The organism is Streptomyces sp. NPDC059994 (assembly GCF_042737755.1).
Taxonomy (GTDB): Bacteria; Actinomycetota; Actinomycetes; order Streptomycetales; family Streptomycetaceae; genus Streptomyces.
In genome coordinates, this window is the sequence record NZ_JBHWUR010000001.1 from 122,685 (window position 1) to 138,567 (window position 15,883).

The window sequence follows — 15,883 nt, forward strand, 5'->3', positions numbered from 1 at the left end:
CCCGGTCGCGACAGTCCGCGACGTTCCTTCCCTCCACCGACAGAACGGAACGCCATGACCACACGTCCAGCGCCGGCCCGTGTGCTGCGCACCGACATCGCCGCGTCCCTCGTCGTCTTCCTCGTCGCGCTGCCGCTGTGCGTGGGCGTGGCGGTCGCCTCCGGCGTCCCCGCCGAACTCGGCCTGATCACCGGCATAGTCGGCGGACTGGTCGCCGGACTGCTGCCCGGGAGCAGTCTGCAGGTGTCCGGTCCCGCGGCCGGTCTGACCGTCCTCGTCTACACCGCCGTCACCGAATACGGCCTCGCCGCGCTGGGCGTCGTCGTCCTGATGGCAGGACTCATCCAACTCGCGCTCGGGGCCCTGCGGATGGGCCGCTGGTTCCGTGCCATCTCGCTTGCCGTGGTGGAGGGCATGCTGGCGGGCATCGGCCTGCTCCTGATCGCCGGTCAGCTCTACATCCTCGCCGACCGCAAGGGCCCCGGCGCGGGCGTGCCGAACATCACGGGCCTGCCGGGCCTGGCCGCGGAGGTCGCGCACTCCGCGACCGCACTCACGGCCCTTGCCGTCGGCGCGGGCACCCTCGTCGTGACGGCGGGCTGGAAGAGGCTGCCCGCCCGCTGCCGACTGCTGCCCGGCGCACTGGCCGCCGTGGGCGGCGCCACCGCCCTGACGGTCCTGCTCGGCCTGCCGGTGGCACGGGTGCGGGTGAGCGGCCTCGCCTCCGCCGTCCAGCCGCCGGGCTCCTCGGAGTTCGCGAAGCTCGCGGACACGGGGCTGCTGGCCACGGTGCTCGCGTTCGCGCTGATCGCCTCCGCCGAGTCCTTGTTCAGCGCGGCGGCGGTCGACCGGCTGCACACCGGGCCGCGCACCGACTACGACAAGGAGCTGATGGCGCAGGGGATGGGAAACACGGTGTGCGGGCTGCTCGGCGCCCTGCCCATGACCGCGGTCATCGTGCGCAGCGCCGCCAATGTGCAGGCAGGTGCCCGCACCAAGGCGTCGCGCGTGCTGCACGGCGTCTGGCTCCTGCTGTTCGCCGCGCTGCTGCCCGGCGCGCTCACCTACGTACCCACCGCGGCGCTCGCCGGTGTCCTCGTCCACGCCGGTTTCAAACTCCTGCCGGTGAAAGGGATGCTGGGGCTGTGGAGGTCCCACAGGGGCGAGGCGGTGGTGCTGGCGGCGACGGCGCTGGCGATCCTCCTCACCAACATGTTCGAGGGAGTCCTCATCGGTCTGCTGCTGGCCGTGGTCAAGGCCGCCTGGGAAACCTCCCACGTCCACATCGAGGTCACGGACGACGGGGCAGGGCTGGTCAGCGCCCAGGTGATCGGCAACGCCACGTTCCTGCGGCTGCCCCGCATCCTGGAAACGCTGGAGAAACTCCCCAAGGACCGGGCCGTACACCTGCATCTGGCCGGACTGCGCCACCTGGACCACGCGTGTCTGAACGCGTTGCAGAACTGGGCGGACGAACACAACCGGGCGAGCGGCGAAGAGGTGCGGCTGGTGCATCCCGCCTGAGAGGCCGGGACCGCCGCGCATGCGGCCACTCCTGCGAGGACATGCTCCTGCGTATGAAACGGAGCCGGACGCGTGCACTGGTGCTTGCGCTGCTGGCCGCCGCCTTCGTCGGCTACGCCCTGCTGTTGTGGCAGGGCCCGTGGTGGCTGGACGGCGACCGGCTGCGCCGGCGGGACCTCCAGCCGGCCGACGGTGTGGTGATCACGGGCTTCCGTACGGCACTGGTCGCCCTCGGCGCCGGGGCGGTCGCCGGGGCGGGCCTCTACTACACCGACCGTACGCTGCGACACACCCGCGACCGGGACCGCGAGCAGGCCGGGATCGCCCGGGACGGGCAGGTGACCGGCCGCTATGTGGAGGCCATCAAGCTGCTCGCGTCGGAGCGTACGGTCGAGCGCCTCGGCGGTATCTACGCGCTGGAGCGGATCATGCGGGACTCCGCCAAGGACCACCTCACGGTGGTCGAGGTCCTGGCGGCGTTCGTCCGGGACCAGGTGACGGTGTCCCCCGACGCGGAGTTGCCCCCTTCCGCGGCGCCGCCCGAGGAGTCCGTGCAGGCCGCCCTGACGGTCCTGGGCAGGCGGCCGCCGCTGGAGGAGCCGTTCCGCATCGACCTGCGGCGTACGGACCTGCGGGGAGCGGACCTCCAGGACGCCCGGCTGGCGCGCGTGCGCCTCGGCGGCGCCCACCTGGAGCGCGCCAATCTGATCGGCGCGCACTTGGAGGAGGCATGGCTGAGGGATACCTTCCTCGGTGGCGCCTGGCTCGGCCGGGCGCATCTGGAAGGCGCCGTCCTGAGGGGTTCCGACCTACGAGGCGCCAGCCTCAAGGAGACACACCTCGCGGGCGCGCGCCTGGTCAACGCGGACCTGTCGACGGCAGTCGGTCTGACACCGGAGCAGGTGGGCGGGGCGGTGCTCGAAGAGGGGACGAAGCTGCCTCCCGCGGTGGAGAGCAAGCTGCGCACAACCCCGTGAACACGGCGCCGGGCGCCGGGCGCCGTCGTCGGCATGCCTGAAACCGCATCAGGGTGGTACGCGTCCTTGTGGTGTGCGGAGCGTCCCGTTCCGTGAGTGGCTGTGTGGAGTACGAGGGTGAGGAGCCCGCTGTGTCGCGTTCCCGATTTCGCCGTCCCGCCGTCGCCGTCGTGGCCGCCGGTCTGACGCTGAGCGGTTGCGGTGGCGACCACTCGGGGGAGGCGGCGGCCACCAGCGGCGTTCCGAGTGCGTCCGCCACCGGGACCGTGCCGGACGGCGGGGGCAGCACAGGGCCGACGCCGTCGGGATCGGGCGGCGCCGCCTCCGGCGGGCGCTGCCGGACCGCCGGCCTCGGCTTCGCGATCGTGCCGACCAGCCGCGCCAAGAACCCCAACATCCAGTACGCGCTGACCATCACGCTTACCAACAAGGGCGCCAAGTCCTGTGTGATGACCGGGTATCCGGGCGTGGACCTCGCCGGGCCCCTGACGTGGTCGCTGGTCCGGCAGACCGCCGTACAGCCGCATCGGGTCACGGTGCGGCCGGGCGCCACCACCACCTTCAACATCTTCTACCTGCCCTATATCCAGGGCAGCGGCAACGAGTTCAAGCCCACTCGCATCGTGGTCACCCCGCCGGGAGAGACGCACTCCCACACCCTGCCGTGGCCGGTCGGATCGATCCTGCTCCAGGACGCGGCCACGCACCCCGGTACGTATGTGAGTCCGGTCGGCGCCAAGTAGGGCGGATGCGGGGGTCTCAGGAGAACGGGCGTTGGTCCGGGGGGATCTGGACGATGATCGTGGCGCGCTTCTCCGCCGGGGTCGCACCCTGGCGGCTGGCCCACGGTTCGTCGGAGCGCATCCACGCCGGGAGCCCCGGCGGGAGGTCCACCGAAGGGATGGTGGCGAGGTCGGCCGGGGTCAGGGTGCTGCCGTAGAGAGCGAGCGGGCGGCTCGTGTCGGGCGTGACCGTGCCGTGCAGCGCGTTGAGGGCGTCGTTCCAGTTCGTCAGCAGCTTGGCCATGGCCGCCGCCGGGTCGGTCCCGGAGCCCGCCGCGCTGTCGGGGAAGGTGGGATGGATGATGTGCTGGTAGGCGCCGGTGAACGCGGCGCCCGAGGGGGTCTTCCGCCAGGTCTGGTACGCGGTGTCCGCGAGGCCGCCCAGCGCGATCACGGCCTCGATGGGCTGGTGGGCGACGAGGGCGTCCAGCCAGCCGTGCCGGTACGCGGCGATGTTCTCGTCGTTGGCGTGGGCGTTGCCGCCGTGCTGCCCGAACACGCTGTACACATACGTGTTGACCATGACGTAACTCGTGTCGATGCCGAGTTTGGCCAGGAAGCCCTGGAAGCGGCGGCCCGCGGTGCCGACGAGGATCCGGCGGGTGATGGCCTCGTGGGAGGCCGGGTCCTGCCCGATGACCAGCACCCGGGCCGTGCCGTCGAGGCGCCCGCGGTGGAAGACCGGGCCCCACTCCACGCGGAAGTCGGCGGCCGGGTAGACGTCGGCGCCGGGGTAGTCGCGCACGAGCGTGGCGTACGGATCCTGTGCGTAACCGGGGTCGAAGGGGTGCATGCGCTGCTCCTACTCCATGCGGGCGATCAGGCATGACAGAAGGTGATCGCTGGATGACATTACGGCATGTTGTCTATTAAGTGATGTTCATCCGATATGCGGTGTTCATCCGTGCCTCTCGGGGGTGGCGAGAAGGGACCCGCATGTCGCCTGGAGCAGATGCCCCGGATACCGGCCGGTTCGCCCTGCGCGGACGGATCGTCACCCTCGACGCGGCAGGCACCGTGATCGAGGACGGCACCCTCTATGTGTCCGGCACACACATCGAGGCGGCGCTCCCGGCCACCGCGCCCGCCCCACCGGGCTTCGAGGCGGTGGTGCCCGTGGACACCCGGGGCTCGGTCTACCCGGGGCTGATCGAGCTGCACAACCACCTGCCGTACGACGTGCTGCCGCTGTGGCAGGTGCCGAAGAAGTACGGCAACCGCTCGCAGTGGGGCGGCAGCGGCAACCCCGCCTACCGCACCCTGGTCACCGGACCGATGAAGGTGCTCGGCCAGGACCCCCGCCTGATGCCCGCCGTCGTGCGGTACGTCGAGGCCAAGGCCCTGGTCAACGGCACCACCACCAGCCAGGGCATCGCCCTGTTCAGCAACGCGGGCGCCCGCCGTATGTACCGGGGCATCGTCCGCAACGTCGAGCAGACCGACGCGCCGGACCTGCCCGAGGCGGCCTCGCGCATCGCCGACGTGGAGGCCGGCGACGCCGAGAAGTTCCTGGCCCGGCTCAAGCAGCCGCACCGGCTGCTCCTCCATCTGGCGGAGGGCACCGACGCGGCCGCCCGGGCGCACTTCCAGGCCCTCCAGTTCAAGCCCGGCACCTGGGCGATCACCGAGAACCTGGTGGGTATCCACTGCACCGGCCTGACGGCCGACGACTTCACCGTCTTCGCCGCACACGGCGGCTCCATGGTGTGGTCGCCGCTCTCCAACCTCCTGCTGTACGGAAAGACCGCGGACATCGCCGCCGCCAAAGCGGCCGGTGTGCTGATGGGGCTGGGCTCGGACTGGTCGGTGTCGGGGAGCAAGGGGCTGCTCGGCGAGCTCAAGGCCGCCCGGCTGGCCTCCACCGCCGCCGGATCCGTGTTCAGCGACCACGAGCTGGTCGCCATGGCCACCCGCGACGCGGCCCGGATCCTGCGCTGGGACACGGCCCTGGGATCGCTGAGCGCCGGAATGCGCGCGGACTTCATCGTCGTCGACGGCGCCGGCGGCGACCCGTACACCTCGCTCATCGACGCCCGCGACAAGGACATCCGCCTGGTCGCCGTCGACGGTGTCGCCCGATACGGATCCCGTCGGCTCATGCACGCCCTGGCCCCGGGCGAAGTCCTGGAGCAGGTCCCCGGTATGTCGGCGGATCACGTACTGCATCTGCACGACGGCACGGCCGACACCATCGTGGCCGGGCTGACCATCGGCGACGCCACCGACCGGCTCACCGACGCGCTGGCCGACCTCCCGGCCCTCGCCGACGCCCCCGTCCCGCCGATCACCGCGTCGCCCGACGGGAGGGTGCGGTGGCGGTTGGCCCTGGACGAGATCGAGCCCACCGGCGCCGAGCTGCGACCCCGACTGCCGGTGCGGAGCGCGAGCGGCGCGACGCACCTGTCCGGGCCCGGCATCGGCGTGCTCACCGCCGCACCGGCCGAGCTCGAACCGGTGGTGCTCGACGCTCTGACCGCCTCCGGCGACCGCACCTTCCTGCACACCCTGGCCGACGAGGCGAACCTGCCCGCCGAGTACGCCGGCGCGCTGTCCCGACTGCTGACCTGACCACCCCGTGCCCGTGGAAACCCGTTTCCGGCCGACAAGGAGCCCCGCATGCTGGTCACCCAGCTCGCCCTCGTATCAGAGACCGATGAGATCACCTCCTCACAGCTCACCCGTGTGGCCGCCGCCCTCCAGAAGCAGGCCATCCGGGACTTCGCGCCGCTGTGGCAGATCCCCGCGTCCGTCGACGCCTTCGACAGCCTCCACGACGTGCCCGTCGGCTATTGGCCGATGATCGTCCGCGACGACATCGGTGAACCCGGTGCGGCCGGTGTCCACATGGACAAGAACGGTCAGCCGTTCTCCCTGATCCAGTACAGCGACAGCTGGTCGCTGACCGCCAGCCACGAAATGCTGGAGATGCTCTGCGACCCCTTCGGCAGCCGGGTGGTGGCGGGGCAGTCGCCGAAGAAGGACCAGGGAGTGGTGGAGTTCCTCGTCGAGGTCGCCGACCCGTCCGAGGCGCCCGAGAACGGCTACACCATCAACGGATTTCTGGTCTCGGACTTCTTCACCCCGCACTTCTACGACCCCGTCACCGCTCCCGGTGTGCGCTACAGCTTCACCGGCAAGCTCGACGCCCCGCGCAAGATCCTCGAAGGCGGATACCTGAGCTGGCGCGAACCGGTCAGCGACCACTGGTGGCAGCAGATCTGGTTCGATACGGAGAAACCCACCTTCCGCGACCTGGGCAAGCTGACCGCCCGTGGAGGCAGCCTCCGCTCCGCCATCGACGCGCATACGAAGACCAACGCGCGGATCGCCGCCAGCGGCCCGGAGTCCGAACGCTTCTCCGCCGCGAGGACACTCACGGCCGCCGTCCAGGCGACCACCGCCTCCCGCGCCGACCTCTGGCGCAGCCAGATCGACGAGCTGAAGGCCGGGCAGGTCACCGAGGGCACTTGGCAGGGCGGCAAGCACGACAATGGATAGCGCTCCGCGTACCGGCCCGCCCGGCAAGGAGGGGTTGAGATGGCTGAGAAGGACAAGCGCCGCCCGTCCGGTCTGAACGAGGGCGACACGTCCGGCCAGGACGCGACCGACCGAGAAGGCCAGGAGGACGGCCCGGCCGGGACCCCGGTGGAAGCGACCCGCTCGACACCGCCGGCACCCGGCAAGGAGAGCCTGCGCGAGGCCGTCCACCGCCGTATGCGCGAACTGGACGACCGCAGTGCCGAGGAGTCCGCCCCGGACGGCGGACTCGGACCGGAGGACGAACCTCCGGACTAGACCCGCGCGCCGTCCCGATGGTCCACGGCCGGGGGACCGTGGACCACCGGGACGGCACGCACCACGACCGACCTCACGAGGTGACCCGATGCCTCACTCCTCGCCGCCGTCCCCGACGGCTGCCCGGCCCGCCCGGCCCGTCACGGCCAAGCAGGGGTTCCTGCGGGCCTGGGCAGCGCTCGTTCCGGCGGCACTCGGAGGCGCCTACTTCCTGTGGCGCGCCCCGGACGTCGACATCGCCCGGCTCCAGCTCGCCGGTACGGCCACGGCGGCCAAGCAGGTGTACGACGGGCACGCCCCGGCCTTCCAGGACGCGCTGGTGGCCCATATGGTGTGGCTCGCCTGCGGCACCGCGACGCTGCTGCTCGTGTTCCTGATCGGGCACCACGCGTACTCCGGGCTGCGCGGCCGTCAGGTCTCCCACTGGGCGATGATCGCCACGTTCGCCGGTGCGGTGTTCGGTCTGGTCGAAAACGGTCTGCTCGTCGGCGCGTTGAGGGTGCACGGCGCCGTCGGTGACTGGCCGTTCGCCACGGCCACGGCGCTGGAGACCGTCAAGTGGCCGCTGCTCGGGGCCTCCACGGTCATCGGCGCGATGGTGTGGGCCACCACGGCGAGCCGCGCGGGCAGGGGGACATGGAAGGAGGTCGCGCGCGGGCGCGAGCAACCCGCGAACGCGGACGCGGACGACGAGCACCCCCACGTGGACGCGGACGACGAGCACCCCCACGTGGACGCGGACGACGAGCACCCCCACGTGGACGCGGACGACGAGCACCCCCACGTGGACGCCGACGCGCCCACCCCGTCGCCCCGCCACGAACACCCCACCTCCACCCCCGAGGTGGTTCCCCCGTGGCCCGTCGCGGAGGCCGACGGGCGGGTCTGGCCGACCGGGGTCACCCACCCGCACGCCGAGCCGGGCATCCCCTCGGCGCACTGGCGCTACCAGAGCACGACGGCCCCCGGCCGACAGCACGCGAAGCTGGGCTTCTGCGTCTCCGGGGGCGGCATCCGCTCGGCCACCGTCACCCTCGGCGCCCTCCAGGCGCTGCGCCGGTCGCTGTGCGAGGCCCGGTACCTGGTCTCCGTCTCCGGCGGCGGATACACGGTCGGCGCGATGCAACTCGCCCTGAACGACACCCTCACCTCCAGGGACGTGTTCGCCCCCGGCTCGCCCGAGGAGGACCATCTGCGGCGGCACTCCAAGTACGTCGCCGACGGCACCGGACAGTGGATGGTCGCCCTCGGAGTGCTGCTGCGCGGTCTGCTCGCGTCCCTGTTCCTGCTGGCCGCCGCGACCGGCACCATCGGGCTGGTGCTGAGCTGGGCGTACCACGAGGTGCCGGTGACCGACCTGACCCACCTCGCCAAGCCCGGCATCCGCTTCTGCGCCCACTGCACAGCCACGCCACCGCGCCCGTCGTTCCGCGACCCGGCGGTGTGGACGGTCGCGTACACGCTCGTCGCCGCCGCCGGGATCTGGCTGCTGTGGCTCGCCGCGTACGTCTGGGACCGCGCCGACCAGGTGGCCCGCTGGCTGGCCCGGGCCTTCCAGGCGTTCGTGGTGCTGACGCTCGCGCTGACCGCGGTGGTCGTCGTGCTCCCGCTGCTCGCCTGGTCGACGGTCTACCTCCAGACCCGGCACCAGATCAGCCGCCCCGACGTCACGGTGGGCGCGGGCCTGACCGTACTGGTCACCTATGTCGCGGCGCTGGTGGGCACCCTGTGGCGGCGGCGCCAGACCGTGCGCTCGGGGCTGTCCAAGGTGATGGAGGTCGTGCGGGGACGGTCGGGCCTGAGCCGTGCCGTGCCCAACGGCCTGCTGCAGTATCTGATGGTGTGGGTCGTGCTGGTCGTGCTCGCGGTCGTCTTCCTGTTCGTCCTCGGCTGGACGACGGCGACCGGCTGGGCCTGGCCGCTGTGGATGCGGATCTGCGTCCCGGCCGTGCTGCTGTTCATCGGCTCGCTCCTGGACCAGACGTGGATGAGCCTGCACCCCTTCTACCGCCGCCGGCTCGCCTCCGCGTTCGCCGTACGCCGGGAGATCCTGCCCGGCACGCACGGTACGCAGGTGGCCCGGCCGTACGACTTCGCCACCGAGACCACCACACTCAGCGAGTACGGCGCGCGCAAGGAGCACTTCCCCCAGGTCATCTTCGCCGGCGCGGCGAACCTCTCCGGCAGCGACCGCACACCGCCCGGCCGCCGGGCGGTCTCCTACACGCTCTCCCACGACTACGTCGGCGGACCCGATGTGGGCTACGCCTGCACCGCCTGTCTGGAGCAGCGCTCCAAGCGGCACATCGCGCGGGACCTGACCGTCCAGTCGGCCGTCGCGATCTCGGGTGCGGCCTTCGCCTCGGCCATGGGGGCCCAGGCCCGCACCTTCCAGACGCTGTTCGCCCTCTCCAACGCACGGCTGGGCAGCTGGCTGCCCAACCCCGGCGCGCTTGCCGAGCAGTGGAACACCCCGCGCTGGCCGTTGCCCCCGGCGCCGCTGATCCGCCGACTGCCGTATCTGCTGCGCGAGGTGTTCGGCCGCTACCCGATGGACGACCGGCTGCTGCTGGTGACCGACGGCGGCCACTACGAGAACCTCGGGCTGGTCGAGCTCCTGCGGCAGGGTGTACGGACGGCGGTCTGCATCGACGCGAGCGGAGACATCCCGCCCTTCGCCACCACCCTGGCCCAGGCGATCGCGCTCGCCCACGAGGAACTGGGCATCACCATCACCCTGCACGAGCCGACCGGCCTGGTCCCCGGCAGCAGCGACCCGCTCCAGCCCCCCAGTGTCCTCTCCGAGCTCAACGCCCGTCTGTCCCGTACGTCGGTGGTCACCGGCGACATCACCTACCCCGAGGACCTGGACATCGACGGCCACCGGGACCGCCGCGGCACCCTGATCGTGGCCCGCACCACGCTGACGAAGGACCTGCCGTACGAACTGCTCTCGTACGCGGCGGCCAACCCGGTCTTCCCGCACGACAGCACCAGTGACCAGTGGTTCGACCACCGGCAGTTCGACGCGTACCAGGCCCTCGGGCGCTGTATGGGGGAGCGGGTGCAGGAACTGATCGACGGGGCGGAGGCGTCCTGAGGGGGAGCGGCTCCAAGACGGGGGAACGACGTCGGCGGGCACGGCCGAACAGCAGGGCGAGTGACGTGGCACCGCGTGGCCGAGGTTGCGGGCGGAACACGTGGTGGGCGTGGGCGCGCTGCTGAGCCTCGCCGCCCTCGCCGAGCGCATACCGAGAGTCGTGCCCGCACGTCAGTACGTCCTGTGCCACGCCTCACCGACGCTCGACCACCTGACCCTCACGGCGCCGGCCCTGGTACTGGCGGCCGGGGTCGCCGCGGTGGCGGGCGGCATCGTGATGCAGTCCCGGCGGACTCCGGGCAGGGTCCTCCCCGTCGTATGGCTGGTGATCATCGCCGCCCTCCTGATCACGGCGGACGGAGTCGACGCCCACGGCGAGGCGTTGGCCGCGAAGCAGGCGGCGACGGGGTTCAGGGAAGGCGGGTGCGACTACGTACCGCAGGATTACACCGCGACGCCGGGATGGTCCTTCCGGTGATCCACCGGGCCGCGTGGGCCGTCCCGACTCACCGACGGCGGGCTGGAGCCGCACCTTGGCGGGTGAGGCCGAGGGGCTGTCCGTCGCGGCGGCGCTGCCCCGCGTGGAAGACGGTGGCGATGGTGAGCAGCAGCAGGCCCAGGGTGATGGCCACGGTGATCTCCGTGGTGTCCTCCTGGTCCGGGCTGTCAGGCAGCCTTGGCTTGAGCAGGCCGAGCGGGTCCTTGCGGATCTCGACGCGGTCGCCGACCTTGGCCTGGCCGAAGCAGTTCTGCTGCTGGGACACCTTGTGCACGGTGTGGTCGCCGCCGGTCTCGGTGACCGTGCAGAACATGGCCGGGCCGCGCCGGTTGTGCGTGTCGACGACCTGAGTGACCACCGCGGGGACCGGGTCCCCGGCCGTCTTCATATACACCTCGTACATCGCGGGCCCGGCGAACAGCATGAGCGCGAAGCAGCTGACGGAGGCGAGCGTCGCGGCCCGGGCGCGGTGCCAGAAGCCGCCGATCAGACAGGCGGCGACGGCGGTGAAGCCGAGCATGACGATCACGCCCACCCAGACCGTGTGCTGCGCGATCGCGGCGCCCAGCGCTGTGCCACCGGGTATGAGAAGCGCCCACATCGCGGAGTTGAGCGCCCTGCGACCGCGGACGCCTTCCTGCGACCGCTCCACCTCTACGACACTCATGCCGCCCTGCCCCCGTCTGCCCCGCCGATCAACGGGGACAGCCTAGTCAGGGTCGCATGAGGATCTTGACGGCGCCGTCGGCCCCGCGGTCGAAGATGTCGTACGCGTGCGGCGCCTGCTCCAGCGGGAGGTGGTGGGTGGCGAAGTCGTCCAGGCCGAGCGGGTCGTCGTCGGCGAGGAACGACATGATGTCGTCGCTCCAGCGGTGGACGTTGGTCCGGCCCGTGCGCAGCTGGACGTGCTTGTCGGACAGCGTCATCAGCGGCAGGGGGTCGGCCGTCCCGCCGTAGTCGCCGCCCAGCGAGATGGTGCCGCCCCGGCGGACCAGGGCGATCGCCAGATGGAGCGCAGCCGGCCGGTCGGCGCCGGTCGTGGCGGTACGCCGCGCGGCCCGGCCCTGCGGCGGGGCGGACCCCGGCACCTGCTGGGCCCGGGCCAGCCGGCCGAGCAGGCCGTCGTGGGCCTCGGTGCCGACGGCGTCGATCACCGCGTCGGGCCCCCGGCCGAACGTATGGGTGCCGATCGCGGCGATCAGCTCGTCCTGGCTTTCGTAGTCACCCGGATCGAACACCTCCACGCCCCGCTTGCGCGCCCGCGCCAGCCGCTCGGGCACCACGTCGACGCCGATGGCGTGCGCGGCGCCGCGTTGCAGGGCGATGCGGCAGGCCATGTCGCCGAGGGGGCCGAGGCCGAGCACGGCGACCGTACCGGCCGGCGGAATGTCCGCGTACTGGACCGCCTGCCAGGCGCTCGGCAGTACGTCGGAGAGGTAGATGAAACGGTCGTCCGGCGGGCCCTCGGGCACCCGGATCGGCCCGAACTGGGCCTGCGGCACGCGCAGATACTCCGCCTGCGCGCCTGGTACGGAGCCGTACCGCTCGCCGTGGCCGAAGAGCGCGGCTCCGGTGTCGTGGTCCGGGTCGTGGGTCGTCCGGCACTGCGCGGGCAGCCCCGCCGAGCAGATCCAGCAGTGTCCGCAGGCGATGTGGAACGGCACGACGACCCGGTCGCCGGGCTTGAGGTCCGGCACCTCGGAGCCGGTCTCCTCGACGATCCCGATGGCCTCGTGGCCGAGGATCTCTCCCGGTTCGACGAACGGGGCGAGGGTGTCGTGCCGCTCGTACAGACGGAGGTCGAAGTCGCACAGTCCGGTCGAGGTGACGCGCACGATCGCGTCGGTGCGCTCCTGGATCACCGGGTCCGGCACGGTCTCCACCCGGACAGTCCGCTTGCCCTGCCACGTCACAGCCCTCATCGGCGGTCCCTCCCCATCCTCGCTCGTGCGTCGCGGGACCGCCCGGGTACCCGTACCCCGCCGCGGGCAACGGTGGGTTCACGCCATTGCCGCGACGCCACGGCCCGGCAGGGTCACCCGGGCTGTGGCGGCTGCCGCATGGCGGGGCGCCGTGGGCCGGGTACGTCCGAAGCCGCGCCTGTGGCCGTGGCCGCGCGGCTCTGGGTGCAGGTCAGTACCCGGGTCGTACTGCCGTCGTCCTCCGTGATGTCCCGTACGTGCCCGAACCCCATCTTGGCCAGCACCGCCAGTGACGCCGTGTTCGGCGCGGCCACGGTGGCGTGCACCTCGGTCAGCCCGAGGGTGTCGAAGCCGTGGGCGACGATGGCCCGGGCCACCTCCAGGCCGAGGCCGGAACCCCACGCGTCGGGGGCCAGCGCATAGATGATCTCGTGCCCGTCGACCACGTCGGTCGGCTTGATCTCGGCATGCCCGACCAGCCGCCCGTTCCGGCGAACGGCCCAGACGTCGAACCGCTCCTCGGCGTAGACCTTGGTGAAGATCCGCCCGAACAGGGCCCGGTCGTCCGCTTCGGACGCAGGCCCGTCCCCCATCCACCGGGACACCCTGGTGTCCTGGAACAAGGCGACGAAACTCTCCTCGTCCTCGGGGGTGTACCGCTCAAGGAGCAGACGTTCGGTACGCAGCGTGGGCGTGGAAGCCGGAGTGGAAGTCACGAGCGTTGACGCTACGCACGCCGCCCCCGGACCGCCAAACGTTTTTCCCAGCGGGGGAGCTGGGGAAGCTGGGGGAGCGGTTGAGGAAGGAGGCGGGGCGGCGGGCGGGCGCCGCGAAACTCCGTCACTTGGCCGGCCGACACGATCGAGGCGTGCGTTCCCCGAAACCCTGCCCGGACTGCGCGCCTCGCCCATCCTCGACGGCTGCGGCCAGGATCCGGCAGGAGCGCCCCGACGAGGTCAACCGGCACCCGACCGACTGCCTCGCCACGCTGCCCGCTTGATTTTGCCCGGTCATGACCCTGCCCGGTCACATGTGGGCGGCGGTCATCGCCATGGCGAGCACGATGGTCACCAGCGCCAGGCTCATCATGGCCGCCCGCGCGTGACTCATCCGGTCGCTCTCCCACCCCGTGCCGGAGGCGCCGGCCGGCCTTGAGGCCCGCCGGTCCGCCTCCCGCAGCCGGGTGCACCATTCGCAGTCGAATCCCGGGCGGGCTGGTGTGGACAGCCAGTAGGCCCCGGTCAGTTCGGCCCGGTGCGCGGTTTCCGGGCCCTGTGCAGCGTCCCTGTCCATGCCCGGTTCAACGCCGGAGCGCGGGCGCGGGAATGCTCGCGTCCGGTTTCGCGATCAAATCGTTGCCACCGCGACCGATGGAGCGTGCGTACGCGAGACCGTTCTCCGCCCCTTTGTGCGCCACCGGGGGAGCGATTGTGGCTGGCGGTTCACTGTCGGCGGGCGGGGCACGCCTGCGATGGTGGTGGCAGGGCTTCGAAGTGGCCGCGCCTGTCCGTCGGTACGGCCGCTCGCGTGCCGGGGACGCAGGGTTCCCCTCCCCGTGCGTCCCCGGCACCCGGTGCCCGCTCCGCGGTCCGCGGAGCGGGCACCGACGGCTTGCCCGTAGGCGTCAGTCCAGGAACGCGCCGACGGTCGTCACGAACCGCTCGGCGTCGTCGAGCCAGGGGAAATGCCCGGCCCCCGGCTGAACGACCAGCTCGGCGTGCGGGAACACCTCGACCAGCTCGGCCATCGCGCGCGGCGGCGAATTGAGATCGACCTCCCCGGCCAGCAGCAGGACGTGCGAGGCGAGCCGCGCGAGCGCGGCCCGCGTGGCCTCGGGGTCGAACGCGCCCTCGCCTCCGAAGGCCGCCGCGGCCTCCCCGTTCTTCTGCCCGTCCTCGGCAGCCTTGTGGGCCCGGGCCGCCTCGTCCCAGCGGCCGTACCAGAACGGCGCGACGGCAGGCCACGAGTCAGCCGTCGCCTTCCCGGCGAAGATCGCCTCCAGAGCCGCGAACGCCTCCGGGAACCACGGCTCCTCCCGGCGCAGCAGCGCCGTCTCGCGCCGGACCTCACCCGACACCGCGATGCCGAGAGCCGCCACACTCGGCGTGATCAGGGCGAGCCTGCCGACGCGCTCCGGATGACGCTCCGCGTACCGCAGGGCCAGATTCGTACCCGCGGAATGCGCGAGCAGTTCCACCCGGTCGAGGCCCAAGTGCTCGCGCAGCGCCTCGACATCGCCGACGAGCCGGTCGCAGCGGTACGAGGCGGTGTCCTCCGGAGCAGATGAATCACCGGTTCCCCGAAGGTCCAGCATGATCAGCCGCCGGTGCGCGGAGAGACCACCGAGCTCCCCGAGGTACATGGAGGCCTGCATCGGCCCGCCGGGCAGGCAGATCAGCGCGGGCCCGTCCCCGAATACGTGGTAGGCAAGCTTGGTTCCGTCGTATGCGGAGAAGGTAGGCATGGCGGAGACTCTGTCAGGGGCGCTGGGGCCGGGCAACCGGGTTCCTCGTCCACGGCCGCCGCCCCTGCTGTCCGGGCCGCCGCGCCGGTGGTGATCTCGCCCGGGCGGTACAGGCGCTCGTGCGCCTTGCCCGCGAAGCCCAGCATCTGGGCCGAGGGACGGGCCGCCGTCGCGGACGGCCCGCTCGCCGGACCGTCCCTAGTTGTCCTCCTTGGCATCCGTGTCCGCGGCCGCCGCTGCCGACTCCGCCGCGCCGACCTTCTGCTCCATCTGCTGCTCCGTGCCCGAGGGCGAGTCCGACCGGGCGTGGGAGTGGGAGCAGGCCGTGGCGAGCGCGGCGGTCAGAGCCACCGCAGCCACGGCGTGCAGGACCGCGCGGACACGCATCACTTCGTCCCGTTGTTGTTGGCCTTGCACCAGGCGGCCACGTCCTTGAGGTCCTTCTGGCGTTGCTGAAGGGTCGTCACCAATCCCTTCCGGTGCGTGAGTTTGTCGCCGAGGTAGGTCTCGATCGCCGTGTGGCCCTCCTTCCTCGCGTTGTCGACCCGCTGTTGCAGCCGGGCCACCGAACCCACCGTGTTCACACCGCCGTTGAGCCGGTCGAGCGAGCGGTCCAGGCGCGCCGCGACCTTGGGTGCGCGCTTGCAGACAGCCTTGGCCCCGTCGCTCTTGGGTGCCTCGGCCGTGGTGCGCGGGGTCTTGGAGGGGGTCGCGTCCGCGAAGGCGCTCGGCGCGGTGACGGTCAGTACGGCCGTCGCGGCCAGCGCGACCGCGGCCACCCGGCGGCGGGGCGAGAAGGGTTTGTTCATGGTTGCTGCCT

16 protein-coding genes are annotated in these 15,883 nt (G+C 71.9%); 8 read left to right on the forward strand and 8 right to left on the reverse strand.

Going from position 1 to position 15,883, the window contains the following annotated elements; translation table 11 throughout:
• The first annotated feature begins 54 nt into the window (after positions 1–54).
• From ACFWA7_RS00540 to ACFWA7_RS00550, 3 genes are all read left to right on the forward strand, one after another.
• On the forward strand, positions 55–1,524 hold the full coding sequence (locus ACFWA7_RS00540) for a SulP family inorganic anion transporter (protein WP_385536315.1): 1,470 nt from the start codon (positions 55–57) through the stop codon (positions 1,522–1,524).
• A gap of 53 nt (positions 1,525–1,577) precedes the next feature.
• Positions 1,578–2,501, forward strand: coding sequence for a pentapeptide repeat-containing protein (locus ACFWA7_RS00545; protein ID WP_385819921.1), 924 nt, complete (start codon positions 1,578–1,580; stop codon positions 2,499–2,501).
• A 131-nt stretch (positions 2,502–2,632) separates the two neighbouring features.
• Positions 2,633–3,244: a DUF4232 domain-containing protein gene (locus ACFWA7_RS00550; RefSeq protein WP_385819924.1), complete on the forward strand. Its 612-nt coding sequence runs from the start codon at positions 2,633–2,635 to the stop codon at positions 3,242–3,244.
• 16 nt (positions 3,245–3,260) lie between these two features.
• Here ACFWA7_RS00550 and ACFWA7_RS00555 read toward each other — a convergent pair whose 3' ends face one another.
• Positions 3,261–4,076, reverse strand: a complete 816-nt coding sequence (locus ACFWA7_RS00555) for a uracil-DNA glycosylase family protein (protein ID WP_385819926.1) — start codon at positions 4,074–4,076, stop codon at positions 3,261–3,263.
• 143 nt (positions 4,077–4,219) lie between these two features.
• Here ACFWA7_RS00555 and ACFWA7_RS00560 point away from each other — a divergent pair, with 143 nt between their 5' ends.
• From ACFWA7_RS00560 to ACFWA7_RS00580, 5 genes are all read left to right on the forward strand, one after another.
• On the forward strand, positions 4,220–5,851 hold the full coding sequence (locus ACFWA7_RS00560) for an amidohydrolase family protein (protein ID WP_385819928.1): 1,632 nt from the start codon (positions 4,220–4,222) through the stop codon (positions 5,849–5,851).
• Positions 5,852–5,899: 48 nt separating this feature from the next.
• Positions 5,900–6,781 (forward strand): hypothetical protein, encoded by an 882-nt coding sequence (locus tag ACFWA7_RS00565; protein WP_385819930.1) that lies wholly within the window; start codon positions 5,900–5,902, stop codon positions 6,779–6,781.
• Positions 6,782–6,820: 39 nt separating this feature from the next.
• On the forward strand, positions 6,821–7,078 hold the full coding sequence (locus ACFWA7_RS00570; protein WP_385819932.1) for a hypothetical protein: 258 nt from the start codon (positions 6,821–6,823) through the stop codon (positions 7,076–7,078).
• 88 nt (positions 7,079–7,166) lie between these two features.
• Positions 7,167–10,178, forward strand: a complete 3,012-nt coding sequence (locus ACFWA7_RS00575; RefSeq protein ID WP_385819934.1) for a hypothetical protein — start codon at positions 7,167–7,169, stop codon at positions 10,176–10,178.
• A gap of 103 nt (positions 10,179–10,281) precedes the next feature.
• The gene (locus tag ACFWA7_RS00580) at positions 10,282–10,656 is read left to right on the forward strand and encodes a hypothetical protein (protein ID WP_385819936.1); all 375 of its coding nucleotides are present in this window, start codon (positions 10,282–10,284) and stop codon (positions 10,654–10,656) included.
• A gap of 28 nt (positions 10,657–10,684) precedes the next feature.
• Here the strand turns inward: ACFWA7_RS00580 and ACFWA7_RS00585 are convergent, their stop codons facing one another.
• The 7 genes from ACFWA7_RS00585 to ACFWA7_RS00615 form a co-directional block, all read right to left on the reverse strand.
• Positions 10,685–11,344: a hypothetical protein gene (locus ACFWA7_RS00585; protein ID WP_385819938.1), complete on the reverse strand. Its 660-nt coding sequence runs from the start codon at positions 11,342–11,344 to the stop codon at positions 10,685–10,687.
• Positions 11,345–11,390: 46 nt separating this feature from the next.
• A complete protein-coding gene (locus tag ACFWA7_RS00590) occupies positions 11,391–12,599 on the reverse strand; it encodes an alcohol dehydrogenase catalytic domain-containing protein (RefSeq protein WP_385819940.1) in 1,209 nt (402 codons plus the stop codon).
• Positions 12,600–12,712: 113 nt separating this feature from the next.
• Positions 12,713–13,315 (reverse strand): GNAT family N-acetyltransferase, encoded by a 603-nt coding sequence (locus ACFWA7_RS00595; protein WP_385536293.1) that lies wholly within the window; start codon positions 13,313–13,315, stop codon positions 12,713–12,715.
• A gap of 310 nt (positions 13,316–13,625) precedes the next feature.
• Positions 13,626–13,892: a hypothetical protein gene (locus tag ACFWA7_RS00600; protein WP_385536291.1), complete on the reverse strand. Its 267-nt coding sequence runs from the start codon at positions 13,890–13,892 to the stop codon at positions 13,626–13,628.
• Positions 13,893–14,223: 331 nt separating this feature from the next.
• Positions 14,224–15,063: an alpha/beta fold hydrolase gene (locus ACFWA7_RS00605; RefSeq protein WP_385819942.1), complete on the reverse strand. Its 840-nt coding sequence runs from the start codon at positions 15,061–15,063 to the stop codon at positions 14,224–14,226.
• A 198-nt stretch (positions 15,064–15,261) separates the two neighbouring features.
• Positions 15,262–15,450 carry a hypothetical protein gene (locus ACFWA7_RS00610; RefSeq protein WP_385819944.1) on the reverse strand — a complete coding sequence of 63 codons (189 nt, stop codon included), beginning with the start codon at positions 15,448–15,450 and terminating at the stop codon, positions 15,262–15,264.
• A complete protein-coding gene (locus ACFWA7_RS00615; protein ID WP_385819946.1) occupies positions 15,450–15,872 on the reverse strand; it encodes a hypothetical protein in 423 nt (140 codons plus the stop codon). Before ACFWA7_RS00615 ends, ACFWA7_RS00610 begins: the two co-directional genes overlap by 1 nt.
• Positions 15,873–15,883: the final 11 nt, after the last annotated feature.

Coding starts and splice junctions, on each gene's coding strand:
- ACFWA7_RS00555 (WP_385819926.1), bottom strand. CDS start 4,076: ATGCACCCCTTCGACCCCGGTTACGCACAGGATCCGTACGCCACGCTC.
- ACFWA7_RS00600 (WP_385536291.1), bottom strand. CDS start 13,892: ATGGACAGGGACGCTGCACAGGGCCCGGAAACCGCGCACCGGGCCGAA.
- ACFWA7_RS00540 (WP_385536315.1), top strand. CDS start 55: ATGACCACACGTCCAGCGCCGGCCCGTGTGCTGCGCACCGACATCGCC.
- ACFWA7_RS00615 (WP_385819946.1), bottom strand. CDS start 15,872: ATGAACAAACCCTTCTCGCCCCGCCGCCGGGTGGCCGCGGTCGCGCTG.
- ACFWA7_RS00560 (WP_385819928.1), top strand. CDS start 4,220: ATGTCGCCTGGAGCAGATGCCCCGGATACCGGCCGGTTCGCCCTGCGC.
- ACFWA7_RS00585 (WP_385819938.1), bottom strand. CDS start 11,344: ATGAGTGTCGTAGAGGTGGAGCGGTCGCAGGAAGGCGTCCGCGGTCGC.
- ACFWA7_RS00570 (WP_385819932.1), top strand. CDS start 6,821: ATGGCTGAGAAGGACAAGCGCCGCCCGTCCGGTCTGAACGAGGGCGAC.
- ACFWA7_RS00545 (WP_385819921.1), top strand. CDS start 1,578: ATGAAACGGAGCCGGACGCGTGCACTGGTGCTTGCGCTGCTGGCCGCC.
- ACFWA7_RS00575 (WP_385819934.1), top strand. CDS start 7,167: ATGCCTCACTCCTCGCCGCCGTCCCCGACGGCTGCCCGGCCCGCCCGG.
- ACFWA7_RS00610 (WP_385819944.1), bottom strand. CDS start 15,450: ATGCGTGTCCGCGCGGTCCTGCACGCCGTGGCTGCGGTGGCTCTGACC.
- ACFWA7_RS00605 (WP_385819942.1), bottom strand. CDS start 15,063: ATGCCTACCTTCTCCGCATACGACGGAACCAAGCTTGCCTACCACGTA.
- ACFWA7_RS00565 (WP_385819930.1), top strand. CDS start 5,900: ATGCTGGTCACCCAGCTCGCCCTCGTATCAGAGACCGATGAGATCACC.
- ACFWA7_RS00590 (WP_385819940.1), bottom strand. CDS start 12,599: ATGAGGGCTGTGACGTGGCAGGGCAAGCGGACTGTCCGGGTGGAGACC.